This window comes from Phytohabitans sp. LZ39, from assembly GCF_059359075.1.
In genome coordinates this window covers 16,627-39,718 of the sequence record NZ_JCADBM010000021.1, presented here as the reverse complement: position 1 = coordinate 39,718, position 23,092 = coordinate 16,627, and the positions used below count along the sequence as shown (strand labels likewise).

Here is a 23,092-nt window from a genome sequence, read left to right as displayed (position 1 = left end):
CAGCGGCGTCAGGAGGTTACGTCGCGGCTGCCGAAGCGCGCCCAGGCCGCGCTCAGGAAGATGGCGGCGTACGCGGCGGCGGAGAGCAGTCCGCTGCGCAGCGGATCCCACGCCACGGGGTCGCGGAGCAGGTCGCCGAAGCTGTCCCACCAGTGCGTGATCAGGTAGGGGTGGAGCCAGTCGACCTGCGGGATCACGCCGAGGATCCAGCTGGTCATGCTGAACATGACGATCGCGATCGTCGCCCCCATCGGCTGCTCGGTCAGCGTCGAGACGAAGAGCCCGACGGCGCCGAGCGCGGCGAGGCAGGCCGTCAGGTAGAGGCAGATCGCCAGCAGTCGCAGCAGGCCCTCGCCGAGCCCGATGGTCGTGCCGGAGAGCAGTGTGACCTCGCCGCCGCCGAAGAGCAGCAGCCCGGCCACCACGCCGGTGCCGGCGACCGTCACGACCGCCACGAACGTGCCGGCCACGATGCCCGCGAACTTTACCGCGAGCAGCCGGGTGCGGTGCACCGGCACGGTCAGCAGGTAGCGGAGCGTGCCCACGTTGGCCTCACCCGCGACCGAGTCGCCGGCGATGGCCGCCACCGCGATCGGCAGGAAGAGCTGGATCTCGAGGGCGAGCGCCGCGAGCGCCACGAAAATGCCGTTGCCGGTGATGGACGACAGGAACTCCGGCCCGCCCTCGCCGCCGCCGGAGGAGGTCGGGTTGGCCACCTTCACCGCGATCGCGACGATGACCGGGACGGCGGCCAGCACGGCGAGCCCGGCCTGGTTGCGCCGGCGCCGCGCGACCAGCCCCAGCTCCGAGCGGAGGAACCGGAACGGCGCCGCCACCCTGGTGGTCGGGACCGCCGTCACGTCAACCGCTGACATCGAAGCCCTCCCCGGTCAACGCCACGAACTGCTCCTCCAGGTCGGCCGCGACGACGGCGAAGCCGCGCACGGGTATGCCGTCGTGCACCAGCGTGGCCACCACCTTCTCGGGAGCGACCGGACCCAGCAGGCCGGTCGCGCTCGCGGCGTCGTGCGCCACCTCGGTGAGGCCGAGCTCCCGCAGCACGCGGGCGGCGTCGGCCGGCCGGTCGGTCTCCACCCGCGCGCGGGGCACCGCCTCCGCCCGCAGATCCTCCAGTGTGGACTGTGCCACCAGGCGCCCCAGATGCATGACGCCGACGTGGCTGCAAACCTGCTCCACTTCGGACAGTAGGTGGGTGGAGAGCAGCACGGTGGCGCCCTCCGCGGCGAGCGCCGTGATCAGCGAACGCACCTCGCGGGTGCCCTGCGGGTCGAGCCCGTTGGTCGGCTCGTCCAGGATCAGCAGGTCGCGCGGGGCGAGCATGGCCGCGGCCAGCGCCAGCCGCTGCCGCATGCCCAGCGAGTACACCCGGAAGCGCTTGCCCGCCGCCGCGCCGAGCCCGACCCGGTCGAGCGCGGCTCGGATGCGGGTGTCCGCGGTGGCCGGGCGGGCGGTGCGGTCGGCCGCGTCGAGCCGCCGCAGGTTGTCCATCCCGGACAGGTACGGGTGGAAGCCCGGCCCTTCGACGAGCGCGCCCACCCGGGGGAGCACCGTCGCGGCACCGCCCGGCATGCGCTCACCGAGCAGGGCGTGACCTCCGGAGGTGGGCCGGATCAGGCCGAGGAGCATGCGTATCGTGGTGGTCTTGCCCGAGCCGTTGGGGCCCAGGAACCCGTAGACCGCCCCGCGGGGGACCGCCAGGTCGACGGCGTTGACCGCGACCTGGCGTCCGAACCGCTTTGTCAATCCGCAACTCTCGACCGCGAACGCGGTCATTTGTTCTCCAGGGCTACCTCGTACAACCTTTCCGGGGCCACCAGGCCGGCGTAGATGTCGCCCTTGTCGGTGAGCAGGACGCTGAAGAGCCGGCCGCTGAGCAGGTGTCCGCTGCCCCAGTCGCCGCTGACCGGGGTCAGCATGCTGAGCACCTGGGCCGCCTCGGCCTCGTCGGACGGCTTGCCGCTCCCGTCGCCCTTGGCCACCACGACCGTCGTCCATCCGGTGCCCTCGGTGGTGACGCCGACGTCCTCGGGCGACTTCGGCGCCTTCTGCGCCTTTTCCCGCGTGCCCGGCGCGGGGCTCGTGTCTTCCTCGATCTTCGCGCCCGGCGGCGGGTTGAACCGGAACTGCGCGTCGTCCGGCCGGGCGAAGTCGATCTGCGTGAAGGCGATCTGGAACGCCGTCTCGTCGCTGCCCTTCGGGTAGACCTCCAGCCGCAGCGGCAGGTGCTCGGTGGCGTCGATCGCGATCCGCACCTGGCCTACCAGCGAGGCCTTGTCGCGCGGGGCGAGCACCAGCTCGTACGCGTCGCGCCCGGCGATCGTGGCGGACCGGCCGACCGTGACCTCGGTGGTGGGGTCGACCGCGGCGAGCGCCCGGTCGGCCGCCTCCTGCGGCGTCAGCGGCAGGCTGCTGAGGTCGTGCGACCGGGTGTCCGCGTCACTGATCTTGCGGTGGGTGGCGGTGTTGGTCTTGCTCGACCACAGCCACGCGTCCGTGCCGTTGCGGATGAGATCGGTCTCGCCGAGCGTGCCCATCAGCGCGACCCGGGCCTTGTCCGGCCCCGAGTACCAGACGCGCAGCGTGTTGGTGTCGGTGAGCAGCGACGCGATGTCGGCCGAGCCGCTGCCGCCGCCGCTGAGGTTGGGCAGGTTGGGCAGGCCGAGGTCGGCCGACTGCACCACCGTGCCGGACACCCCGTCGAGCCGTGCCGTCTGTAGGTCGACCAGCAGCTGCTGGGCCGTGCGCGGGGGAAGGCTCGGCTCCGCGGTCGCGGCGAGCGTGCCGACGGCGGCCCCTCCGCCGACCACCACCGCCACCGCCGCCGCGGGCACCAGCCACCGGAGCGCGGGTCGGGAACTCATTACTGACATGTTTCGCACCTCCTGGCACCCATCGTGCGTAACCGGCCCTGTGAGCGTGCTGAGAGTGCCTGTGGCCTCACTCAGCCAGGATGGCACGCTAGGTGGCGTGCGGTTGCTGGTGGTGGAGGACGAGGCTCGGCTGGCGACGGCCTTGCAGCGCGGGCTTCAGGGCGAGGGCTTCGCGGTCGACGTGGCGGGAGACGGCCCGACCGGGCTGGAGATGGCCCGTCACGGCGGATACGACGCGATGATCCTCGATGTGATGCTGCCCGGCTTGTCTGGCTACCGGGTGGTCCGCCAGCTGCGGGCCGAGGAGCACTGGCTGCCGGTGCTGATGCTCTCCGCCAAAGACGGCGAGTACGACCAGGCCGACGGCCTCGACTGCGGCGCCGACGACTACCTGACCAAGCCCTTCTCGTACGTGGTGCTGCTGGCCCGCCTCCGCGCGCTGCTGCGCCGGGGCGCGCCGCAGCGGCCGGCGGTGCTGACCGTCGGCGCCCTCCGTCTCGACCCGGCCGAGCGGCGGGTCACGCTCGACGGCGCCGAGATCGCGCTCACCGTCCGGGAGTACACGCTGCTGGAGTACCTCATGCGCCGGGCCGGCGAGGTGGTCTCCAAGACCGAGCTGCTCGACCACGTGTGGGACGCCAGCATCGAGACAGCCCCCAACGCCGTCGAGGTGTACGTCGGCTACCTGCGCCGCAAGCTGGGCCGCGACATCCTGGAGACGGTGCGCGGGGCGGGATACCGTCTGAGCTCGTGAGACCCAGGTGGTGGCGCCGCATCAGCCTGCGCGCCCGGCTGATGTTCATCGGCGTCGCCGGGCTCGCTCTGGGCCTCACGGTGGGCGGCGTGATGATGGTCTTCGCGCTCGGCCTCGGCCTCCAGGCGACGGCGGAGGGCGAAGCGCGGCAGAACGCCGAGGGCGTGGCGGCACTGGTCGAGGCGGACACGGTGCCCGTCCCGCTGCCGGTCGCCGGCGACGTATGGGTGCAGGTGGTCGACGACCACCATCGGGTGATCTACGCCTCGATCGACGCCGACCGCATGACGCCGGTGCTCGGGGAAGACAAGATGGCGCGCGCGCGGGCGGGGGACAGCTTCGACATCGAGGGCGACCGGCCGGGCCTCCGCGGGCCGGCGACGGTGGTGGCGGCGCAGGCGGGCCCCGACACGGTGCTCGTCGCCAAGTCGCTGGCCGACCTCTCGCAGAGCGTGCGGCTGTTGCGCACCATCCTGCTGATCGCGTTCCCGCTGCTTCTCATCGCGCTCGCGGCGGTGGCCTGGCGGGTGATCGGGCTGACGCTGCGCCCGGTGGAGGCGCTGCGCAGCGGTGCCGAGGAGATCACCGGCGGCGCGCGCCCCGGCCAGCTGCCCCTGCCCGACTCGCACGACGAGATCCACCGGCTGGCCGTCACGCTCAACGGCATGCTCGACCGGCTGGAGGCCGCCCGGGCCCGGCAGCGGGCGTTCGTGTCGGACGCGGCCCACGAGCTGCGCAGCCCGCTGACCAACATGCGTACCCAGATCGAGGTGGCCCAGCGGCTGGGGGAGCGCACCGACTGGCCGGCCGTCGCCGACGACCTGCTGCTCGACACGCAGCGGCTCAGCCGGCTCGTCGACGACCTGCTGCTGCTCGCCCGCGCCGACGAGGCCGGCACGCGCACGCTCCGCGCGGTGCCGGTGGAGCTGGGCGAGCTGGTCACCTCGCTGGCCGAGCGATACCCGTCGCCCCCGGTCACCGCCGCCGTCCCGGACGATCCACTGTGGATCAGCGGGGAGCCGGAGGCGCTCGCCCGGGCGGTCGCCAACCTCGTCGACAACGCCGTGCGCCACACCCGGACCACCGTCCGGGTGGAGGTCCGAGCCGACGGCCCGTACCACCTGGTGACCGTGGCCGACGACGGACCCGGCATCCCGGTAGCGGACCGCGCGCGGGTGTTCGACCGCTTCACCCGCCTGGACGACGCGCGGGCCCGCGACGCCGGCGGCGCCGGCCTGGGATTGGCGATCGTGCGCGAGCTGGTCCGCCGCCACGGCGGCACCGTCCGCCTGGCCGACGCCACCTCCGGCACCGGCCTCCACGCCGAGATCCGCCTCCCCGCGGCGCCCGCCCCCTAGCTGCCGCACATCGACTGGAAGGGCGTTGAGAGCCGGTCGACTGATAAACGGAGAGACGGAGGCCTCGCCCGCCGTGGGCAAGGCCTCCGCGGGCGAGTTACCCGGCCGCGCTGGTAATCAGGCTCATCTGTATGCCCGTCTGGCTCTGCGCCTTAGGGAGGATTTCCGACAGCGGGGAGTAGACGCTGTACTCCTGGTCGCTGCTGTGGTCACAGGCGCCGCTACGGGTCGGTCCGCCGGACAGGATCCCGTATGCCTTGCCGCTCTGCTGCCCGAACAGCGGGCCGCCGCTGTCGCCATGGCGGCCGCAGATGTCGACCTTGATGGCTCGGCCCCAAGGAAGATCGGTGTTGTAGTCGGTCATGGTCTTGCTGAGGATCCGGCCGCAGCGGGTGCCGGCCGAACGGCCGGCGGCTTCGCTGTAGACGCCCGCTGTGCCGGTGCCGGTCGCGCAGACGACCCAGCCGACCTGCATCTCGTCGCGCGTGTACATGCCGATGATGCTGTACTCGGTCGAACCGCCGTAGCAGGTGCTCAGGCTCGGCGCGACGCAGTAGGACTTCACGCGATTGTGGTTCGGCCGGCCGTCGATCCAGTAGCCACTCCAGCTGTGACCGCCGACGTGCTGGTAGGGGAGAATCGCGAAATCGTGCTGGATCGACGTGTTGTAGAACCGCGTGTCCGCCGGCGCGTTTGGGTCGGCGAAGTTTCCGGTCGTCATCTCCACGACGGCGGGCAGGCCGTTGTGGTACATGTACTGCCGTTTCGGTCCGGGGCTTACCACACAGTGGCCCGCGGTGAGCACATATGCCCATCCGTTGTTGCCGCGCAGGTTGAATCCGGTGGTGCAGGATCCCCACGAGCCGTTGTCACGCCGTACGTGCAACCGCACGCCACCGCGCATCGGTGTGTCGCATGCGAGGAGCTCGCATGCTTTGGGTTCGCCGCCGATCTCGTCGGGGGAAGTGTCGAGGAAGATGGGCACCTGGACGGCCTTTCGGGAGGCTGCCCGCTTGTCCACCAGAGCGCGAAGCTGGGCGGCGCGGACGGCATCCGCCGGAAGGTAGACGGTGATCCTTTCCCGCTCCTTGTCGATCCCGATCATTGCCTTGGGATCGGCGGCGAAGAGGGTCCGTGCCTCTTTCTCGGCCGTGACGAGCTGCGCGTACGTGAACTTGCTCCGCACGATCCGGATCTCGCCTGGATCGGCGACCGCGCCGGCGACCGACTTCGCGACTTCCGGCCTGCTGGTGAGGAAGGTGAGCTTTCCGCCGCCGACCTGATCCAGGCTGACGTCGAGCAGTTCGTTCCCGAGCGTCGCTCTTACCGTGGCGGCGATCTCGGCGGCCCGGTCCTGTAGGTCGAGCCGGCGCTTCGCCTCCGCCTTGCTCACGCCGTACTCCGTCATGAGGTATTCCAGCGACTCGCGGATCGCCGCGTCAGCCGGTGGTGGCGGCGCCGACGTCTCCGGCGGCAACACGGGCTCCGCGTGTGCGGGAGCCATGCCGCCGCTGGCTAGGACGCTCACCACGGCGAGCACACCGACGATCCTGACCAGTCGACCGGACGACCTGCGGCTGGGGCGCTCAATCTTCGGGTTCATCAGCAGAACGCTCCAAACTTGTGGCTCGAGATCGTGTCACGCCAGCCCCGACCCGGCTCGTACGCCGCCGGTGGGGTGACCTCCGCGTTGGAGGGCAGTTCCGCGATCCAGGTGCCTTTGCAGAGGATGAACGAGTCGCCCGATTGGGTGTCCCGGAAGAAGCGAATGTCGTGGGTGTTTCCGTGGCTGTAGAACGACCACGAGAAGTTTTCGATCCCGTTGAAAGGCGCGGGCAGGCTGTAGTAGTCGTACTCGCTGTTGAAGAAGGCGTACCCGGTGCCGGTGAAGTTGGAAAATGTCCACAGGCACACGTAGCCGGCGGGGCAGCTGGCCAAGCCGGGGCCGATAATCATGCGGGTGGCGAGGGCCGTTGCGGGTCTCAGCCCGGATACCGCCGTCACGGCGACAAGTACGATCGCCAGCAGCACGCCCAACGCGCGATGTGCGGTGCGGCGCGGTGTTCCCGATCCAGTTCTCATCCGGTCCTCTCCTCCGTAATCCGGTCAGTAGGAAGTCGTGCCGCCTCGATAGACGGCGCCGTTGCTCAATGCGCAATGGCTCCATGCGTACGACGACACGCCGGCGTCGGCGCCGGCATAGAGAATCTCGTCGTCGGAGTTGCGGTGGATCTTTGCGTAGCAGTTCTCCGTGGACAGGTCACCGATCGTGGCGCGAACACCCGCCGCGACAGTTCGGCAGCTGGCGTTGTAGTCATCATGTAATTCCCCCGGTTTCCGGCGCTCTCTGGTGGCAATCACCGCGCCCAGATTGGATTGTCGAGTTCGGATAGTCGGCGGGACAGAACATTCGGCTGCCGCCGAATGTTGCCCGACAAAGATCCACACCGCCGCCGTACGTCCTGTCCAGTTCCCGACGAGACAGGGACGTGTACCAGGGCGTCCAATAGACGAGGCACACGCAAGACGGGGGAACGGCTGTGCTCAAGATCTACTTCACCAGCGACGATGTCGCCCGGACCCGCATCGCCGACGGTCCGGACCCGCTCTGGGAGCTCGTCCTCGCGCTCCAGATGCTGATGCCGCAGCGCGGTGACCTACTCTTCGCGGGCTGGCGCAGCGAGGCCGCCGGCCTGCTCCGGCGCGCCAACCTCGGCCCGCGGTTACGGTTGCTGCTCGCGCTTACCCCGAACGTCGGCTACTTTCCGGACTTCCTCAACCCGATCGACGCGATGCGCGGGCTGGAGTACGGCCTTGAAGCGATCCGCCGCACGGGCAGGGAGACCCTCCGCCGAGATGTGGGCCGGCTGGCGAGCACGCATCGGCTGCCGGCCGAGACCCGCGACATCGCCGAGGGAGATCCGGAGGTGATGGCCGAGCTGACCGACAGCATGCGCAGCTGCTACGAGATCCTTGTGGCGCCGTACCGGCGCAGCATCGAGTCGGCCATCGAGCGAGACCGGGCCGCCAAGACAGCCGCACTGGCCGCCAGCGGCGTGGAAGGCATGCTAAGCCGCCTCCGCCCGATGGTGGCCTGGTCCTTGGGCGAGCTGCGGGTGCCGTCGCACCGAGACCAGGAGTTACACCTGGACGGCCGAGGGCTGCTGTTGATCCCGTCGTACTTCTGCGTCAGCGGGCCGCTGACGCTGCTCGACCCGATGCTTCCACCGGTGCTCGTCTACCCGGTGGAACGCCAACCGGACGCTCTTCCGATCAGGAGCCGGTCGAACCCCGCGGCGCTGAGCGCGCTGATCGGCACCACCCGGGCAGCGGTCCTGTACGTCATCAGCACCAACCCCCGGACCACCGACGAACTCGCTCGCCGGGTCGGCATCTCGCCCGCCACCGCCAGCGAGCACGCCAGCGTCCTGCGCCGAGCCGGGCTGATCACCAGCTATCGCGACGGCCACCGCATGCGACATCACCCCACCCAGCTGGGACTCGCACTCCTGAACCAAACCGGTGACCAATCCACGAAGGAGGATTGAGCTACCGCGGACAGCATCCGGTCACGGGCGTCAGCCCGAGCGGGTGGTGCAGACGGGCTTGGCGCGGCCGAGCGTGTTGCTGGTGTAGACGACCGCGATCTCGAAGCAGAAGTCGCTCTCCTGGTCGAGGCCGTGCACGACGTAGCTGGTGGTGCCCGCGGGCAGATCCTGGCCGAACGGGCGCTGTGGCTGGCCCTTCGGCGCGCCGGACACCCGCACCTTGCCCTTCGCCCCGACCGGGTAGGCCCAGCGCAGGGTGATGCTCTCCCGGTCGTCCTTGATCGTCACGCGGCTGGGCGGGGTGCCGACGCGGGGCTGGGCCGGCGCCGTGGGGCTGGCTGGTGGCTTGGTCGTCGGCGGTGCGCTGGTCTGCGGCGCGCTGGTGGCCGGGGGAGGCGGCCAGCTCGCGGCCGGCGGGGCGGTCTCGTCCGGGTCGTTGCCCTGGTCGATCGCGGCGAGCCCGACCACGACCGCGACCGCGCCGATCACGGCGGCGACCAGCGCGCCGGTGACCAGCGGCGCTGGCCCTCTGCGGCTGCGGCGGCCGCGCTGGCGGGGCACGTGCACAGGCAGGTTGCCGGCGGTCTCGTCGGGGGGCCAGGCGGCGGCGACGTCGGGTGGCACGGAGGGCTGCGGCCGCTCGCGCGGCGGCTCGCCGGGTGCGGGCGGCAGGTCGAGCGGCGAGCCGTCGACGGCCTGTAGGCCCGGGTAGGCGTCGTCGTCGGCCGGCGCGGTCGGCAGTGCGGGGCCGCCGCAGTTGTGGTGTGGGTTGGCCGGCGCGCGGGAGAGCGCGGCGATCTGGGCGACCAGCGGATGGTCGGGCTCGAGGTAGACGCGGGTCAGCTCGCGGGCGTGGGCGAGGTGCTGGTGCGCCTCGGTGAAGCGCCCGCAGTCGCGCTCCATCGCGCCCAGCCGCGCGAGCATGCGGATGCCGGCGGGATGAGCGTCGCCGTACGCCTCGCGGGTCATGTCCCACGCCTCGGCCAGGCGGGCGCGGGCGATGTCGCACTCGCCCCGCGCGTACTCCACTGTGGCCAGATCGGCGTGCGCGGCCAGCACCTGGGGCGCCTCCGGACCCTCCAGCGCGGTGAGACCCTCGATCACCGCGCCGTAGAGGGCGGCCGAGTCGGCGTGGTTGCCGGTGCGGTGCAGCACCGAGGCGAGCACCGCGGCGGCCCGGATCGTGCGCTCGTGGGACGGGCCGTAGAGCCGGCTCTCCGCCTCGTACGCGAACGTCGCCCAGGCCCGCGCCGAGTGCGGCTCGCCCAGCCCGATCAGCACCCGGGAGTGGAGGCTGGCGGCCTCGGCGAGCGCGGAGGAGGCGTTGGCCGGATCGGTGTCCGCGGCGGCGAGCGCGTCACCCAGCAGCAACTGCGCCGCGGAGAGGTCACCCGCCTCGAAGAGGTCGTACGCCCGCGCGGTCACTTCGGCCAGCCCTGTAGACATCTGCCTCATCGTGCTGGACCGGCGACGATCAGTACAAGTGCCTGCCTGAATCGAGATGGTCCAACATGGCCTCGCTGATCTCCCGCAGCTGGGCCACCTGCTCCGGTGTCAGCTGGTCGAACAGGTGCGTGCGCACCCCCTCGACGTGCCCGTGCGCGGCCGCTTCCAGCACCCGGAAGCCGGCATCGGTCAGCACCGCGAGCTGACCCCGGCGGTCGGTGGGGCAGTCTTCGCGGCGCACCCAGCCGTACTCCTCCAGCCGCGCCACCGCGTGCGAAAGTCGGCTACGCGACGATGACGTGGCTTCGGCCAGGTCGCTCATCCGCAGCCTGCGGTCGGACGCCTCGGAGAGGCGGACCAGGATCTCGTAGTACGCGTGCGGCATCCCGGCGTCGCGCTGGAGCTCGCGGTCGAGCGTGTCCCAGAGCGCCCGGGAGGCGTGCAGGAACGCGCGCCAGGTGCGCTGCTCCTCCTCGTTCAGCCACCGGGTCATGTGAGAAAGCCTAACAATACTGTTGAACGCTCAACTATCGGGGTACCGTGGTGGCCATGGGTGTTCATCGGCTCAACCATGCCGTCCTCTTCGTCCGCGACGTCAACCGTAGCGTCGCCTTCTACCGTGACGTCCTCGGTTTTCGCCCGATCGCGATGACCCCGGACGGCTTCAAGGGCGCCGCCTTCCTTCAGGCACCCGACTCCACCAACGACCACGACCTCGGCCTCTTCGAGATCGGCGACGGCGCCGGGCCCTCGCCCGCCGGCCGCGGCACGGTCGGCCTCTACCATCTCGCCTGGGAGGTCGACACGCTCGACGAGCTCGAGCGCGTCGCCGGCAAGCTGGCCGAGGCCGGCGCGCTGGTCGGCAGCTCCGACCACGGCACCACGAAGAGCCTCTATGGCAAAGATCCAGACGGCCTGGAGTTCGAGGTCGTCTGGCTGATCCCGGCCGACCGGCTCGACTCGGCGGCCATCGAGGCGCGCAAGAGCATCCGCCCGCTCGACATCGCGCGCGAGAAGGAGCGGTACGGTGCCACCACCCGAGGCGGCGTGGGGATCTCGGTTTCCGCGTAACTTAACCCTATGAGCGCGATCGCCGGGGCCCTCCGCGAGCTGTTGGTGCGCTACCTCGACGCCTGGACCCCGGGCGCGGTGCACGGCGCGCGGGGCGCCACGTTCGCGTACGGCTGGGCCGACGCCCCCGACGCGGCGACCGCCGAGGCCGCGTTGCGCGTGTTCGCCGAGTTCGCCGACCGCCTGCGCGGCCGGCGGCTCGCGATGTTGCTGGTCGGGCCGCCTTCCGACGGGCTCACCGCCCGCCTCGACGCGGTGCAGGCCGAGCTTGGCACACCCCCCGAGCTCGGCGTCCACACCGTCGAGGGCCCGCTCGACGAGCGCCTGCCCGCCGCGCTCAAGGCCGCGGGCGCGGCCGGCGCCCCGCTCCTGGCCTTCCTGGATGGCGCCGGGCCCGCGTCACTCGCCGCCGCCGGCACCGGCAAGCCCGCGGAGGTCCTTCTCGTCTCTGGAACAGGTGAACTGCCGACCCCACCGATGCCGCTGACCGCCCACGTGGAGTTGGTGAACACCTCCGGCGCCCGGCTCGTCACCTTCGCCACGACGGCGGGCAAAGGGCTGGAGGCGTTCAAAAACGCGCTCTGGGCCGTCGACGAGTACGCCGGCGTCCGCTACCGCGACCCGCGCGACCCGGAGGGTCACCTGCTGGACATCTCGCTCAGCCCGCACCCCGGCCCGCTCCGCCGCGAGCTGCTGGCCCATCTGGGCTCGGCCGGCGCGCGCACGGTGACGGAGCTGCGGCAGTTCACGCTGACCCAGACGGTGTACCGCGCCTCGGACACGGTGCGCGTGCTCAACGCACTGCTGACGGCCGGCACGGTGAAGCGAACCCCAGAACGCGGCCGCCTCGGCGGCGACGTGGTGATCGCCCTCCCTTAGATCAAGCCCTGCTGCCGGTCGAACTCACCGAGCCGGACTCCATGGAGGAAGTCGTCCCACGAAGAAGGGGCGAAGGCCAGGGGCCCTCGCTGGCGGTCTTTCGAATCCCTCATCAGGACGGCTGCCCGCGCGAAGATGCAGATCTCGACGCACTGGTCAGTGAGGTCACTGCGCGAGCTCTTACGCCAGCGCAAACGAGGTCGATTAGCCACTGTGGTCATCGCTTGCCTCCTTGAGCGGGGACCTGAGTGTCTAGGTGAATAGTAATAGCGACACTGCGTGCAAATTTCACGCGAAATTGCGATTGGTATTTTCGGATGTGTCTGATCTTTGGTTGAGGAAGCTTCCCGAAGTGATCCACATTGACCTGGGTTGTCATGATTGGGGTTCGCCGACGGCAGCTTCCAGTGTCTCGGTGTTTGTGGGGAGGCGCTACGGTGCGTCGCGGATCTGGCCGGGACCTCGTGCCGCTGGGTGCGGTCGTCGGGCTCGTCGCTGGTGCCGTCCTGGTCGTGTTCGCGTCGCCGGCCCTGCTCACGTGGTTGAGCGAGCGGCCGTACGAATGGGAGCGCCTGTCCGCAGTTGGGGAGGCGTACGGTGGCGTGGCGCCGGTTTTCTCCAGCGTCGCACTGGTTGCGGTGGCGGTCTCGTTGCTTCTGCAATGGCGACAGAGCCGAGTGGCTTTGCTTTATTCCAACAGAATGCAGCAGCTGGAATTGGCGAAGTTGTCCCTAGACAATACGGAGTTTCTCTACGTCGAGGGCGCCGACGTGATGAACGACCCGGACGTAAAGTACAAGGTTTATGCTAATCTAATGGTGGCTTTCTGGGCCACGGCATGGGACCTCCGGAGGGTCGACTCTGTCAACCTGCGCCGGGGTGCTGCGCGCCTTTTCGAGAGCGAAGTCGCACGCGAGTGGTGGCCTGGCTCGAGATTATCGTATGCCAGGACACGGCGCGGGAAGAAGTTTGTCGATCTCTTGGATGAAGAGTACGCGAGTGCTGTGTCTGCTGGTCCAGGGTTCCGATTCGACCCACCTGTGCCCACTGACGAGCCCGCGGTTGATCAACCAAGGTCGTATATGCGGTCGGGCGACAGACCTGGCCGTGTTGTTTTCACCGCGGTAGGGATGGTCCTCGGGGCCGCCGCCGTAGCGGGTGGGCTCGTCGCTCGTCAGTATCTAGCGCGCCGTTGACTCGCGGCTAGCGGGGCTCCCAGGCGTCGGGGCGGGTGGTGAGCTTGCGGACGTGTGCCGGCATCTTGCCGGTGACCATCTCGGCGAGGCTGACCTCGTCGACCACCTCGCGCACGGCCGCCCGCACGGCGACCCAGAGGCGGGGGAGGTTTTCCGCCGCTCCCTCGTACTTTGTCTCCTCCGGCCGCAGGCCGCGCACGCCGGCGAGGGGCCCGTCGACCGCCCGCAGGATCGAGCCGATCGTGATCTCCCGCGGCGTCTGTGCCAGCGTGTATCCGCCCTCGGCACCCCGCTGGGCGCGGACGATGCCGGCGCGGCGGAGGTCGGCCAGGACCGCCTCCAGAAACTTGCGCGGCATGTCCTGCTCGTGCGCTATCGCTTGCGCGGACATGAGTGACGGGTAGGCGGCGGCGAGACTGAGCGCGGCTCGCACCGCGTAGTCACCGCGGGCGGAGATTTGCACGCCTACATCATGCCTGCACGAACCCCGGGACGGGGTCGAGGGGTGGTCGTGGCGCGGGCACGTGGGCCTGCGCGTGATCGTCGCCGGTCTCCGCGGGGTCCTCCGCGGACGTGGCGGCCCGGAACGCCCCAGGGCTCTGGCCCACCTCGCGCTGGAAGAAGCGGCCGAAGTTCGTCGGCTCCGGGAAGCCGAGCCGCCGCCCCACCTCGGCGACCGGCAGGTCGGTGCCGGCCAGTAGCCGCTTGGCCTGGAGGGCCACCCGGTCGTCGATGACCTGCTTGGCGCTGCGCCCGGTGGCGGCGAGGCTGGCCCGGGTGAGCGTACGCACGCAGTAGCCAAGCCGGTCGGCATAGTCCTCGACGCGGCGGGTGTCCGCGTAGCTGTCCTCCAGGTCTTGGCGGAAGCGGGCGTAGGTCTCGTCCTCCGCTTGCCGCGGGCCGAGCAGGCGGATGCGGAGCAGCAACGTGGCGAGCTGCTGCCGCAGCAGCTCGGGCGACAGCTCCCGCTCGCGGTCGACGACGAGCTGGCTGACCTCGTTGATGACGGCGTCCTCGTCTTCGCCGGCGAGCTGGCGGTAGGTCGGGCCGCCGTCCGGCAGGTCGGGGCCGGGTGTCCAGCACACCAGCGTGGCGTCGAGCCCCGGCTGGCCGCCGGGGCGGACCAGCTGGCCGGGCCGGGTCCACACGAGCGAGCCCGGCCGGCACTGGAACACCTCGAAGTCGACCTCGTGGCTGCCGTGCCCTTTGGTCACCAGCACGAGGCAGTGGTGGTCCAAGATGGACGCACGGTGTGGTGTGAGGTCACGCAGCGTGCCGGTGGATATCCAGGTGCCGCCCGCTCCACCGGCGGCCTGACCGAAACCGAACATCCCACCGACCGTAGCCGCAGCGGCGTGACCTCGCACGTCGTGGCGGCAAAGCTGCCGGTTGCTCAGCGCAACGGCACGTCCACCCAGCTCGGCCCGGTGACCGCGATCGCCGCCCCGGCCGGGTTGGCGTCGAGGTACAACGGGTCCTCGGTGTCGAGGACGAGCGCGAGCCGGTGGCCGGCCGGCACGTTCCACGCGGTGGCCGGCAGCGCCAGGTCGATCTCCTGCCGCCCGCCCGAGAGCCACGTGTACGGCGCGTGCGTCACCAGCCGTCCGGTGCCCACCAGGTCCACGTCGTACAGGTAGGCGACGACCGTGCCGGTGCTCGCTCCCGGGGTGACGGTGAGGTGGACGCGGGGGATGCCGCGCACCGCGGCGCCGCCGGACAGCAGCCCGGTCTGCCACACCGCCGCCCGCGAGCGGTCGACGGCCGGCAGCCAGGCCAGCGGGGGTATCCCGGTGAGCGCCTCCAGCCCGTTCGTGAGGAGCACGACGCCGGCGTTGGCGACGGTGTCGCCGTTCGCCCGGAAGGAGGCCGCGGAGAGGGGGTAGCGGGTGGTCGAGCCGGTCACGTCCGCCCAGTCCGCGTACGGCTCCACGCCGCCGTTGCGCACCCGCAGCACGACCGGCGCGCCGCCCGCCGGCCCGCCGCGCAGGTGCTGGTCGAACCACTGCCGCGCGCTGGCCCACACCTCGTTGGGCAGGCCGGCGAGCCCGGTCAGCTCGGGGATGGCGTGGTCGCCGGGGGAGAACTCCAGCCGCTTCGGGCCGGTCAGGTCGCCGAAGAAGTCGACAAGTTGGTTGGGACCGAAGATGGAGTCTCCGTAGGCGTTGGCGAGCAGGACGGCGGGCCGGTTGGCACGCAGACCGTCCAGATAGGTCTCCGCCGAACGGATCCGTCCCCAGGCGGTGATGCCGTCGACGTTCCGGTTGGCGAAGTAGTCGGAAACGATCTGTTCGAACTCGGCGCTCGGCCGCCCGAGCAACCGGGCGGTCGCCTGGAGCAGCCACACGGCCTGCGGGTGGCGGGTCTGGCCGGCGTACAGCGACTCGACCAGGTCGCTCCACCCGGACAGGGCGGCCACCGCGCGTACCCGGGGATCATGGCCGGCGGCGATCAGACCGATGCCCGCGCCGTACGAGACGCCGCCGAGCCCCATCCGGGCCGGGTCGGCCGTCGTGTTGGCGTCCAACCAGTCGATCGCGGCGGACACGTCGGCCACGTCCTTCGGCCCGGCCGTGTCGATCTGCCCGCCGGAGCCCCAGAAGCCGCGGGCCGTGTACGAGAGCACCACGTACCCGGCCGTGGCGAGCGATCGCGCCTGGGCGAGGTACTCCGCGTCGTTCAGGCCCCAGCTGGAGATGAAGACGATCGCGGGGTGCGGGCCGGGGGTGGTGGGGGAGATGAGGTTGGCCTTGAGGACCGCGCCGTCGCGGGCGGGCAGGTCGACCAGGCGAAACGCGGTGGTCGCCGCCGCGTGCGCCGGTGCCGGCGCCGCAGTGAGCAGGGTGAGGATTCCGAGTACGGCGGCCGTCGCTCTGACGGTGTGGCGGGGGAAGAGCGGCATGGTGACCTCGCGGGGGACTGGCCGGACCCGGAGGACGGCCGGGTCCGGCGAGCGAGCCGCGGTGGCGCCACCACGAAGATGTTACTGAACGGTAGCTGAGGTATTAACCAGGTCACAAGAGGGGAACGTCGATGTCTGTTCACCGGAAAAGTAGAGACGCCGCGCGGAGACGGCAGCTCCGCGCGGCGCTCGGGTGTGTCCGGGTCAGCGGCCCGCCAGCAGGCGGTTGACCGCCGCGTCGACGTCGAGGTGATCGGTCTCGCGACCCCGCGGCACCACGACGTACGTCCGCCGCAGGAACCGCACCAGCACGCTGCGCGGCACCTCGAAGAGCGCGTTGCCGTCGGGCGACGACAGTGCCAGCGCGACGAAGTCTCCGCGCGGCGTGGCCCAGGGCCACACCCGCACGTCGCCGATCCCGGCCGGCTCGTCCAGTCCCGTGACGAGCAGCTCGCGGGCGAACGACCAACTGACCGCCTCGCCCCCCGCCGACTCGGCGTGGAACAGCACGTGGACCGCGTACGGATCGGCCGGGTCGTAGCGCAGGCTGGCCCGTACCGGCAGCGCCGTCGCATCCGGTGCGACGAGCCGCAATGACGTCTCGACCTCTACGGTCGTCGGTCGGATGACACTCATGGACGTTCTCCCCCCGGCACCGCTGCGGGACGCACGTGACCCGCGTCTCCCATACTCAGTGGATACTCCTGATTACGCTCCGCCATACGCTGATCTCACCCAGTAGTGGGAAGACGGCCCCGATTTGCCACGAGATTGAACTGATTTCATATAGGATGTCCGGTTCTTTTTCCGTGGTGGTTGCCGCCCGGCGTCGGGTGTGGCTCAGACGTCGACTCACTCCGGTAACGTCCAGTGGTCCAGATGAGTGACGGGCGGGACGAGACTGCGGAGGCGAAATGGCCCCAAAAGAGGCCATACTGGGTGTCGATACGGGCGCCCGGCCGTGGTTCCGGGGGGTTGAACGGCGATGACGGGGACGGACGTGGTGGACGCCACAGAAGATCGTGGACAGGAAACTCCAGGCGCCATGGACGAGGGCGCCCTCCTTCAGAAGCCACGCTGGCGCGACCGCATGAGCACCACGCTCGAGGTCGTCCGCGCCAACCCCACCGGCCGCGTGGCACTGAAGATCGCGGTAGGCCTGGCGGGCCTCCTGGTGGTGGCGGTCGGCGCACTGCTGATCCCGCTGCCCGGCCCAGGCTGGCTCATCGTCCTGGGTGGACTGGGCATCTGGGCGATCGAGTTCTCCTGGGCCCGGCGCCTGCTCACCTTCACCCGCCGCTACCTGCGCCTGTGGACCAGATGGGTGACCCGCCAGTCCTGGGCCGTCCGCATCGCCATAGGCCTGGTCGGGATGATCTTCGTCAGCGCGGTGGTGTGGGCCTCGGTCCTGCTGAGCTTCGACGTCAACCTGGTGACCGAGATCCTCGACCGCCTGTGACCCATCCCCGCGACGCGCGGGGGTACTGAGATGCGCGGCGGGGAGCGGATCGGGTACAGTCGTGCGCGCTGAGGGCGATTAGCTCAGCGGGAGAGCGCTTCGTTCACACCGAAGAGGTCACTGGTTCGATCCCAGTATCGCCCACCGAGGTCAGGGGCCAGAATCCATCGATGATTCGGCCCCTTCTTCATGCCGTACAGCAGCGAAGTACAGCAGTGTGAGTCGGCCATGAGTCAGCCGTCCAAGCTTTCGCCGAGCCGCTTGAGCGCGTCACGGGTGGCCTTGCTGGAGACCTGCGTGTAGATCTCCATCGTGATCGAGAACTGAGCATGTCTCAGGATCGCCATCGCGACACGGGGATGCACGTCGAGGTCGGCGAGCAGGGTGCCACAGGTGCGCCGGGCGTCGTGCACGGTGATCCGTCGCACGCTGGCCTTGTCGATGCGGTTGTCATAGGACCGGCTGAAGTTACGCGGCTCGATCGGTGTGCCGTAGCGGGTGGTGAAGACCAGCCCGGAGGACTGCCAGACGTTGCCGGCCGCCGAGCGTGCCTCCTGTTGCTGCCGCTGGCGCAGCTGGAGCGCCGCCACGCAGATGGGCGGCAAAGGCAGGGTGACGTCTGAACCCTCGGTCTTGGTTTCGCGGTGCAGCAGCTGCCCGCCAACGCGCTGGAGCTGCCATGCGATGGTGACCTCAGCCTGGTCTAGGTCCACGTCATCCCAGGTGAGTCCGAGTGCCTCGCCCTTACGTAGGCCCTGCACGAGGACCAGGACGTAGGCGGCGTAGAACGGGTCGTCATCGGCCCGGGCGGACTCCAGGAAGCGCCGTGCCTCGTCGCTGGACCACGCCTTGCGCTTGTGGGAGCGAGCCGCGGGCAGTTTGACGTCCGCAGCCGGATTCTTCCCGATGAGTTCTTCGGTTATGGCGCGGCTGAGCGCTGACCGAAGGGCGCCGCGAATATCGCTGATCGTTCGTCCGGAGACGAAGTCGTTGCAGCATTGCCCGACCGCACAACAGCGGCGCTTTGCGGGTCGACGGCCAGCGTCCTTGCCTTGCGCGCAGCATTGGCAGGTGTCGCGAATGTTGTTCAACCACACCTGCACGTCGCGCAGCTGGAGCCGGTCCAGCCGCTTGGCACCCAGGCCCGGGATGATGTAGAGCCTGCTGAACGTCTCATACGTCGAGTAAGTGAGCGGAGCCAGGTTCGGCTTCACGACCTCGACAAGCCAGCGTGTCACGAACTGGCCCAGTGTCGGGACGGTGGTCGCCACCGGTCCGGCCTTAGCCTGTTGGTGAAGTTTGATCCACTTGTCGTGGACGATCTCGCGGGTCTTGCCGTAGACGTACTTGCGGGTGCGCTTGCCGTCTGGCTTGATGACCCAGACGTAGGCGGCAAAGCCGTTGCGGTAGGGGAAGATCGAGCCTTCCCCGTTGGAGCGTTTGCGGCTAGGCATCAGGCGGCCTCCTGTTGGTCGACGAGGTTGCGGATGTACTCGTCGACCCACTCAGGGAGGATGCGCCGATACTTACCGTCCTTAATGGACCGCAGTTCACCGGTTGCGATCTTCATCTTCACCTTCGACAGGCCGTACCCGAGAAGCACGGCGACCTCGGCCGGCGAGTACCACTTCGGGATGAGCGGCCCGAGCTGGCTGCCCATTTGGTTGTCCTCCTTCAGATCTGAGGGGTTCAGGTGGCGGCCGGCGTGGTGCCGGCGATGGTGGAGCCGATTTCGTGGGCGAGTTCTTCGCGGCCGGCTTGGTGTCGTGCGCGGGCGAGTGCGGCGGAGGTGTTGGCCAGGAGTGCGTCTCCGGTGGTGTGCCAGCCGCTTCCGGCGTAGGTGAGGCTGCCGACGACGAGCGTCGTTTCCTCGTCGAGGTGGTCGGCGAGTTTGATGACGCCGTGGTCCTGGTCGTCGCGCTCGTGGTTGCGGCGGAAGGTGATCCGGTCTTCGCGGAGGAGGCGGAAGGTGACGGTGTGGCGTCGGGTTTTGGTGAGGAAGTGGCCGCCGAAGCCGAGCATGTGCGCCCATCGGCGTAGGCCTATCCAGATGGTACGGCCTGCGTTGTTCGGCGTTTCGGTGTCAAGGGCGTCTTGACGTTCGGCGACGCAGACGGGGCAGGCGGCGTATCGGGTGTGGGTGCCGCAGTCCGGGCACGTCCAGCGCGGTTTGAACCCGGGTGTGGGCCGTTCGGGTCGAGGCCTGTTGGCGAGGGGTTCGGGCGTGTGTTGTGGTCGGCCTAGTCGCCAGCAGGCGTCGATGAGGCGGGCGGTGTGGTCGCCGTCGGGGTCGGCGTGTTGGTCGATGGTGTCGGCGTGTAGGCGGGTGGAGGTGTGGCCGGTGGCCTCAGTGGATTTGGTGGCGTATTTGGCGAGGTAGCCGGCGACCATGCTGTCGGTGACCTCGCCGGATCCGGTGAGGGTGATGTGCCGTACCTCGAGGCCCCTGTCGGGGTCGCCCCACGCGATCGGCCACCCTTCGGGCATGTCCGGGTGGTCGGGGGTGTGGAAGGCCTCGTGGGTGGCGGCGTACCGGATGGCGTCTTCGAGGTCGACGGTGCTGAACCCGGGCGGTGGCGGCACGACGGCGGCCGGGTCGAGTCCGTCGATGCCGTCCAGGCGCAGCAGGGCGTGGAAGTGGACCGCTCCCCGGGCTTGGAACTCCGCGGCTTTGCCGTGCGCGAGCCGGACCGGTGGGACGCGGCGGACCTTGCCGGACTCGGTGACCACCTCGACGGGTGGGATGCCACGTTGCCGGGCCAGGCGGGCGAGGTAGCGTTCCGCGGCTTGCTTGGTGCGCCGCCACAGCTCTCCGGAGAACAGGTTCCACACAACTTGGTGGTCGTGGTCGTAGCAGTCCAGACACAGCGGCTGACCCAGGATGGCGTCGCCGAGCTCGTGGCGGGCCCAGCAGACCGCCGGCCGGCCGTGGGCGCAGAGGCCGTGGTCGCGGCGGGCGTGGCAGGGTTCGGGTCGGCAGTCGCAGCGTTTGCGGTTGGCGCAGGAGTGCCGTTTGACCTTCCGGCTGTGCACGACGCCGAACGACGGCGCGGTGAGGGTGGGAAACACGGCCGGGTGTCGGGAGACGGTCTGCGGGACGCCCCTGCCGCCGATGAGGAAGGTGCGCACGATCTGGTAGGCGTCGCCTTGGTAGATGCCGGCGCAGGCCGGGCAGACGCTGCCACGCCGGTTCCCGCAGGCTTTGTAGATCGCGGCGTCGGGCATCTGGCTGGTGTGGCGTCGGGACAGCCGCTGGCCGGTGGCCGGGTCGACGGTGTCGATGGTGCCGACCAGCCGGATGGGGCGGGTGCAGCCGGCGGCGGCTTTGACGTGGTGGAGCCAGGCGGGGTAGTCGTCGCGGCCGGCCCGTTGGAGGGCGGAGCCGGTGGCGGTGTAGGTGTGGATGGGTGCCGGTTCGGCGTAGGCCGCCACACCCGGAGCCGCGTGGGTTCCGGGTGTAGGGGTCAGCGTCGAAGCGGTCACGCAGCTACCCCGGTGGGGTGGGTGCTGGTGACGGTGTGTTCGGTGACGATGATCCGGCAGGCGCCGCATTGCCGCTGTCGCGGTTCGTGACGTCCACAAGGGATCTCGGTAACGGTGTCACCGCAGCGGATGGTGACCGGTGCCCGGCAAGGCCCGCCGTCGATGACGGCCAGCACGGTCCGGTGGGTGTCGACGACGTGCGGCTCGGGGTCGGCCGGGCAGGTGTGGAGGGTGTGGTGGACGGCGGTGACGTGGATGGTCATGGCAGGTCACCGTCGCAGCCGGTTGGGTACTGGTCCCAGGTGCGGCTGTCGAGCAGGCGGCCAGCGCGGGTTTTGCCGTAGCGGGCCAGGTAGGCGACGGTGGGCGGCTCAAGCTGACCGTTGGCCCTCAGGTAGCGGGTGCCGTCCGGCAGGAGCAAGATAAGCGTGGCGCCGGGGTTACCGCGGCTGGGTGCGAGTGGTGCCCAGGTGCCCCATTGCTTGAAGAAGAACGGCACGCTGACGCTTTCGCATTGATCGCGCAGGGACCACGCCCAGAAGGGATGCATCGGTCGGGCGGCCGGGCCGGATTCACCGCCGACGACGACCCAGTTGATGCCCCGGTAGGTGTCTGGGTTTGGTGGGCAGTCGCTGTGCCGGTGGCATTCCGGTGTGGCCGCTTGCGGGTGGGCGCAGAGGCCGTCGTCGGGGTTGGCGAAGGCGCAGCCGGGTATCGGCCGCAGCCAGTCCGTGCGAAGTTCGATCGGGCCGAGGAGTGGTTCGCAGGACAGCCAGCGGATCGCGGCCGGGGTGTCGAGTAGTGCGGGCACGCGGATGTCGGCCCAGTGCTGGTTTTCGACGGAGACGCCGACCCAGACGTTGGGTAGCGGCCATGGGGGCGTCCAGATGTGGCCGTGCGGGCCGGGTGTGGCGGTCCAGCCGGTACCCATGCCTTTGGTGCGGACACCGGAGCCGATCAGTTCGGAGGCGGCCTCCGCGACCTGGCGCAGGAAGTCGGGCCGGGACAGTAGAGACCGGATGCGGGCGTGCCGTTTGGTCAACAGTTGGTAGGTGTGCTGCCGGGTAAGTGCCATGACGGCGAACACGTCGGCGATGTGACGGTCTGGCACGTTGTCGTGGAACAGGTCCGACATGGAGTTGACGAACACCCGTCGAGGTGTGCGCCACCGCAGCGGGTCGGTCAGCCGTTCCGGGCGCAGGGTGAGCGTGAAGCCGTTGGGGAAAGCGGGAGTGCCGGCGAACCGGGTCGCGATGGCGTCGGCGTAGCAGTGGTCACAACCGGACGAGACACGGGTGCAGCCGGTGACCGGGTTCCAACTGGTCTGGGTCCACTCGATACGCGTGCTGGTGTTGGTCATCACTGTCCCCCTTGGACAAACGTGATGTCGTCAAGCGCGGTGGCCAACATGCGCTGGTGGGCGGCGAAGACGCGCCCCTGGTAGGTGGTGTGGATGTAGTCCGTCAGGGTTCGGTAGGTGTCGGCGCGGACCCAGGCAGCTCGGGCGGCGTCGTCGGCGCCGATGACCGCGGGAAAGCCGTCGCGGGGCGCATTGCCGAGGTGGGTGCGGGATAGGACGGTGACCATCCAGGATTCGTCGCTGGCGCGGGGGTCGGGCACATACCGCGGTGGGGTGGTGTGCCAGGTGGCGTCGGGGATGCTGAGGCCGGCTTCTTCGGCCAGTTCGCGGATGGCGGCGGTGGTGGGGTTTTCGCCGGGGTCGACTTTGCCGCCGGGTAGGGCCCAGCCGTTGCCGTCGGCGCGTTCGACCATGACGATCCAGCGGTGGCCGTCGGTGTCGTTGGCGAAGACGAGGGCGTCGGCGGCGAGGTGTTCGCCCCAGTGGCCGAGCCGGTTGCGGCCGTAGCGGACAGCGGTCTTCTCGCAGGGGTTGACCGGGCGGCCGTCGACGACGTGGAAGGGGATGGCGGCGGTGGCTTGGCGGGTTGGCCAGTCGATCCGGGTGGGGTCGGTTTCGGGGTCGGCCCAGCCGTCCCGCACGCCGATGGTCAGCACGTCGGGGTGGGTGTAGGTGATGTCAGCCATGGGGTGTTGCTCCTTCTTGGAGTGAGACAGGGCGGTTGCCCGGGGGGTGGGAAACCTGAGCG

Annotated in this window: 26 protein-coding genes and 1 tRNA gene; 8 read left to right on the top strand and 19 right to left on the bottom strand. The window is 70.0% G+C overall.

All coding sequences use genetic code 11. The features are described from left to right. Nucleotides 1-8: 8 nt before the first annotated feature. From AC5L36_RS33010 to AC5L36_RS33000, 3 genes are read right to left on the bottom strand one after another with little or no spacing between them, the layout of a single operon-like run. A complete protein-coding gene (locus AC5L36_RS33010; protein ID WP_441223863.1) occupies nucleotides 9-875 on the bottom strand; it encodes an ABC transporter permease in 867 nt (288 codons plus the stop codon). Continuing rightward, nucleotides 862-1,794 (bottom strand): ABC transporter ATP-binding protein, encoded by a 933-nt coding sequence (locus tag AC5L36_RS33005; RefSeq protein ID WP_441223862.1) that lies wholly within the window; start codon nucleotides 1,792-1,794, stop codon nucleotides 862-864. The genes AC5L36_RS33010 and AC5L36_RS33005 overlap by 14 nt, the downstream gene beginning before the upstream one ends. After that, the gene (locus AC5L36_RS33000; RefSeq protein WP_441223861.1) at nucleotides 1,791-2,891 is read right to left on the bottom strand and encodes a LolA family protein; all 1,101 of its coding nucleotides are present in this window, start codon (nucleotides 2,889-2,891) and stop codon (nucleotides 1,791-1,793) included. Before AC5L36_RS33000 ends, AC5L36_RS33005 begins: the two co-directional genes overlap by 4 nt. A 97-nt stretch (nucleotides 2,892-2,988) precedes the next feature. On the opposite strand from AC5L36_RS33000, the gene AC5L36_RS32995 reads away from it, so the two are divergent. Together AC5L36_RS32995 and AC5L36_RS32990 are read left to right on the top strand one after the other, a co-directional pair. Further along, entirely contained in the window at nucleotides 2,989-3,645 is a 657-nt protein-coding gene (locus tag AC5L36_RS32995) for a response regulator transcription factor (RefSeq protein WP_441223860.1), read from the top strand. Between the two features lie 41 nt (nucleotides 3,646-3,686). Beyond that, nucleotides 3,687-5,003 (top strand): sensor histidine kinase, encoded by a 1,317-nt coding sequence (locus AC5L36_RS32990; protein ID WP_441223946.1) that lies wholly within the window; start codon nucleotides 3,687-3,689, stop codon nucleotides 5,001-5,003. Between the two features lie 97 nt (nucleotides 5,004-5,100). On the opposite strand, the gene AC5L36_RS32985 is transcribed toward AC5L36_RS32990, so the two are convergent. From AC5L36_RS32985 to AC5L36_RS32975, 3 genes are read right to left on the bottom strand one after another with little or no spacing between them, the layout of a single operon-like run. Continuing rightward, a complete protein-coding gene (locus tag AC5L36_RS32985) occupies nucleotides 5,101-6,606 on the bottom strand; it encodes a S1 family peptidase (protein WP_441223859.1) in 1,506 nt (501 codons plus the stop codon). Then, nucleotides 6,606-7,085 (bottom strand): peptidase inhibitor family I36 protein, encoded by a 480-nt coding sequence (locus tag AC5L36_RS32980; protein ID WP_441223858.1) that lies wholly within the window; start codon nucleotides 7,083-7,085, stop codon nucleotides 6,606-6,608. The genes AC5L36_RS32985 and AC5L36_RS32980 overlap by 1 nt, the downstream gene beginning before the upstream one ends. Nucleotides 7,086-7,109: 24 nt before the next feature. Then, nucleotides 7,110-7,364, bottom strand: coding sequence for a hypothetical protein (locus tag AC5L36_RS32975; protein WP_441223857.1), 255 nt, complete (start codon nucleotides 7,362-7,364; stop codon nucleotides 7,110-7,112). Nucleotides 7,365-7,543: 179 nt separating this feature from the next. Here AC5L36_RS32975 and AC5L36_RS32970 point away from each other — a divergent pair, with 179 nt between their 5' ends. Then, complete coding sequence (locus tag AC5L36_RS32970; RefSeq protein ID WP_441223856.1) at nucleotides 7,544-8,551, top strand: ArsR/SmtB family transcription factor; 1,008 nt, start codon at nucleotides 7,544-7,546, stop codon at nucleotides 8,549-8,551. Between the two features lie 30 nt (nucleotides 8,552-8,581). Here AC5L36_RS32970 and AC5L36_RS32965 read toward each other — a convergent pair whose 3' ends face one another. Together AC5L36_RS32965 and AC5L36_RS32960 are read right to left on the bottom strand one after the other, a co-directional pair. Further along, nucleotides 8,582-9,997, bottom strand: coding sequence for a tetratricopeptide repeat protein (locus tag AC5L36_RS32965; RefSeq protein WP_441223855.1), 1,416 nt, complete (start codon nucleotides 9,995-9,997; stop codon nucleotides 8,582-8,584). A 28-nt stretch (nucleotides 9,998-10,025) separates the two neighbouring features. Further along, nucleotides 10,026-10,490, bottom strand: a complete 465-nt coding sequence (locus AC5L36_RS32960) for a MarR family winged helix-turn-helix transcriptional regulator (protein ID WP_441223854.1) — start codon at nucleotides 10,488-10,490, stop codon at nucleotides 10,026-10,028. 56 nt (nucleotides 10,491-10,546) lie between these two features. On the opposite strand from AC5L36_RS32960, the gene AC5L36_RS32955 reads away from it, so the two are divergent. After that, nucleotides 10,547-11,068 (top strand): VOC family protein, encoded by a 522-nt coding sequence (locus AC5L36_RS32955; protein ID WP_441223853.1) that lies wholly within the window; start codon nucleotides 10,547-10,549, stop codon nucleotides 11,066-11,068. 9 nt (nucleotides 11,069-11,077) lie between these two features. After that, entirely contained in the window at nucleotides 11,078-11,947 is an 870-nt protein-coding gene (locus tag AC5L36_RS32950) for a hypothetical protein (protein WP_441223852.1), read from the top strand. Here AC5L36_RS32950 and AC5L36_RS32945 read toward each other — a convergent pair. Further along, nucleotides 11,944-12,168, bottom strand: a complete 225-nt coding sequence (locus AC5L36_RS32945; protein ID WP_441223851.1) for a DUF397 domain-containing protein — start codon at nucleotides 12,166-12,168, stop codon at nucleotides 11,944-11,946. The two genes, AC5L36_RS32950 and AC5L36_RS32945, sit on opposite strands and share 4 nt — an antisense overlap. A gap of 156 nt (nucleotides 12,169-12,324) precedes the next feature. Here AC5L36_RS32945 and AC5L36_RS32940 point away from each other — a divergent pair, with 156 nt between their 5' ends. Beyond that, the gene (locus AC5L36_RS32940) at nucleotides 12,325-13,143 is read left to right on the top strand and encodes a DUF6082 family protein (RefSeq protein WP_441223945.1); all 819 of its coding nucleotides are present in this window, start codon (nucleotides 12,325-12,327) and stop codon (nucleotides 13,141-13,143) included. Between the two features lie 7 nt (nucleotides 13,144-13,150). On the opposite strand, the gene AC5L36_RS32935 is transcribed toward AC5L36_RS32940, so the two are convergent. The 4 genes from AC5L36_RS32935 to AC5L36_RS32920 form a co-directional block, all read right to left on the bottom strand. Then, nucleotides 13,151-13,606 carry an RrF2 family transcriptional regulator gene (locus AC5L36_RS32935; RefSeq protein WP_441223850.1) on the bottom strand — a complete coding sequence of 152 codons (456 nt, stop codon included), beginning with the start codon at nucleotides 13,604-13,606 and terminating at the stop codon, nucleotides 13,151-13,153. Between the two features lie 7 nt (nucleotides 13,607-13,613). Further along, the gene (locus AC5L36_RS32930; protein WP_441223849.1) at nucleotides 13,614-14,474 is read right to left on the bottom strand and encodes a helix-turn-helix domain-containing protein; all 861 of its coding nucleotides are present in this window, start codon (nucleotides 14,472-14,474) and stop codon (nucleotides 13,614-13,616) included. Between the two features lie 62 nt (nucleotides 14,475-14,536). Continuing rightward, nucleotides 14,537-16,042, bottom strand: a complete 1,506-nt coding sequence (locus tag AC5L36_RS32925; protein WP_441223848.1) for a S15 peptidase family protein — start codon at nucleotides 16,040-16,042, stop codon at nucleotides 14,537-14,539. A gap of 204 nt (nucleotides 16,043-16,246) precedes the next feature. Beyond that, nucleotides 16,247-16,678, bottom strand: coding sequence for an SsgA family sporulation/cell division regulator (locus AC5L36_RS32920; protein ID WP_173054647.1), 432 nt, complete (start codon nucleotides 16,676-16,678; stop codon nucleotides 16,247-16,249). Nucleotides 16,679-17,087: 409 nt separating this feature from the next. On the opposite strand from AC5L36_RS32920, the gene AC5L36_RS32915 reads away from it, so the two are divergent. Together AC5L36_RS32915 and AC5L36_RS32910 are read left to right on the top strand one after the other, a co-directional pair. Further along, nucleotides 17,088-17,501 carry a TIGR02611 family protein gene (locus AC5L36_RS32915; protein WP_441223944.1) on the top strand — a complete coding sequence of 138 codons (414 nt, stop codon included), beginning with the start codon at nucleotides 17,088-17,090 and terminating at the stop codon, nucleotides 17,499-17,501. 72 nt (nucleotides 17,502-17,573) lie between these two features. Further along, nucleotides 17,574-17,645: transfer RNA gene (locus AC5L36_RS32910), tRNA-Val, on the top strand. Between the two features lie 89 nt (nucleotides 17,646-17,734). Here AC5L36_RS32910 and AC5L36_RS32905 read toward each other — a convergent pair. Genes AC5L36_RS32905 through AC5L36_RS32880 form a run of 6 tightly spaced genes read right to left on the bottom strand, consistent with a single transcriptional unit; the run spans nucleotide 17,735 to nucleotide 23,030 of the window. Continuing rightward, on the bottom strand, nucleotides 17,735-18,955 hold the full coding sequence (locus AC5L36_RS32905) for a site-specific integrase (protein ID WP_441223847.1): 1,221 nt from the start codon (nucleotides 18,953-18,955) through the stop codon (nucleotides 17,735-17,737). Next, the gene (locus tag AC5L36_RS32900) at nucleotides 18,955-19,161 is read right to left on the bottom strand and encodes an excisionase family DNA-binding protein (RefSeq protein ID WP_441223846.1); all 207 of its coding nucleotides are present in this window, start codon (nucleotides 19,159-19,161) and stop codon (nucleotides 18,955-18,957) included. The genes AC5L36_RS32905 and AC5L36_RS32900 overlap by 1 nt, the downstream gene beginning before the upstream one ends. Nucleotides 19,162-19,190: 29 nt before the next feature. Beyond that, entirely contained in the window at nucleotides 19,191-20,984 is a 1,794-nt protein-coding gene (locus AC5L36_RS32895) for a replication initiator (protein WP_441223845.1), read from the bottom strand. Continuing rightward, a complete protein-coding gene (locus AC5L36_RS32890; RefSeq protein WP_441223844.1) occupies nucleotides 20,981-21,247 on the bottom strand; it encodes a hypothetical protein in 267 nt (88 codons plus the stop codon). The genes AC5L36_RS32895 and AC5L36_RS32890 overlap by 4 nt, the downstream gene beginning before the upstream one ends. Further along, nucleotides 21,244-22,344 (bottom strand): DUF5131 family protein, encoded by a 1,101-nt coding sequence (locus AC5L36_RS32885; protein WP_441223843.1) that lies wholly within the window; start codon nucleotides 22,342-22,344, stop codon nucleotides 21,244-21,246. Before AC5L36_RS32885 ends, AC5L36_RS32890 begins: the two co-directional genes overlap by 4 nt. Then, a complete protein-coding gene (locus tag AC5L36_RS32880) occupies nucleotides 22,344-23,030 on the bottom strand; it encodes an NUDIX domain-containing protein (RefSeq protein WP_441223842.1) in 687 nt (228 codons plus the stop codon). The genes AC5L36_RS32885 and AC5L36_RS32880 overlap by 1 nt, the downstream gene beginning before the upstream one ends. Between the last annotated feature and the right edge of the window lie 62 nt (nucleotides 23,031-23,092).